This is a genomic window from Komagataeibacter kakiaceti JCM 25156, from assembly GCF_000613305.1.
This window is the reverse complement of record NZ_BAIO01000616.1, coordinates 1-1,237: the sequence shown is the minus strand read 5'-3', so window position 1 is coordinate 1,237 and position 1,237 is coordinate 1. Positions and strand designations below refer to the sequence as shown.

Here is a 1,237-nt window from a genome sequence, read left to right as displayed (position 1 = left end):
ATGAAGCGGGTATAGAGCGGGCCGGAAATGATCGCGACCGGCACGCTGACCACGGCCCCCATCCAGATCAGGCGCCCGACATCGGCATGATAGGCCGCAAGGGCGAACATGGTGCCGGGGTGGGGCGGCATGTAGCCCTGCACCACCGACAGCGCGGCGGTGACCGGCAGCGCCACATGCAGGATCGGCATGCGGGTCTGCCGCGCGATGGAAAAGGCCAGCGGCACCAGAATGACGAACCCGACCGTAAAGAAGACCGACAGCCCGACCAGCAGCCCGATCACCATCATGGCCCAATCCACCCGCCGCGCGCCCGCCAGTGACACCACGGTCATGGCGATGCGGTCCGCCCCGCCGGAGACTTCCAGCATCTTGCCCATCATGGTGCCCAGCGCGATGACGGAGGCGATCTGCCCCAGCACCTCGCCCGCCCCGGTCTCGAACGCGCTCACCACGCCCGCCGCTGGCATCCCGGCGGCAAAGCCCAGCAGCATGGACGCGATGAACAGGGAAAGAAAAGGGTTGAGCTTGACCCGTTCGATCAGGAAAACAACGACGCCGATGGCCACAACAGCCAGTAACAGGGCCATTCCGACCGACATCCGTGCCTCCCCTTCCGCGACCCGCCCCTAGCGTGTGGCTGGCGTCGCCTGCTCCCACCCGCCGCCCAGGGCGCGCGCAAGCTGTATCGTGGCAAGCGTGCGGGCGTCCTGATTGGCCAGCACATCGGCCTGCGTGTCCAGCGCCTGCATGCGGGCCTGAAGCACGTCACCCAGATTGCGCTGCCCACCGGCATACAGTCCGGCCATATCCCGCGCAACCTGCCCGGCCTGTTTCATCGCGCGGGTCAGTTCCACATCGCGGCTGTCCAGACCGAGACGGTTTTCATACCCGTCCTCCACCTCTGCCAGGGCGCGCAGGATGCTCTGGTCATATCCGGCCACGGCAGCGTCAAGCCGGGCATCGGCGGCATGAATGCGCGCCTGTATGCGGTTGGCGGTGAAAATGGGCAGGTACGTGGTCAGCGCGATCAGCCGCCCGTGCCCGACAGGCCGGGAATTCCGTCAAAACGCAGCCGCCCGTCACCGCCAAAAAACTCCAGCCCGAAACGCGGCAGGAGATCCGTCTTGGCGCTTTTCAGCCGGTTCAGCGCGGCATCCACCTGATCGCGCCGCGCACGGATGTCCGGCCTGCGTTCCAGCACGGTATCGGGCATCTGCCCGGCCGGGGCGGGGGG

The 1,237-nt window shown here is 67.1% G+C and carries 1 protein-coding gene and 1 pseudogene; both read right to left on the bottom strand.

The window, feature by feature from the left end; genetic code table 11:
* Positions 1 to 602, bottom strand: a 602-nt coding sequence (locus JCM25156_RS17185; RefSeq protein ID WP_025814123.1) for a GntT/GntP/DsdX family permease, incomplete at its 3' end; no start/stop codon positions are given.
* Between the two features lie 27 nt (positions 603 to 629).
* Positions 630 to 1,237 (bottom strand): annotated as a pseudogene (locus JCM25156_RS25735) (TolC family protein); the annotation flags it as partial.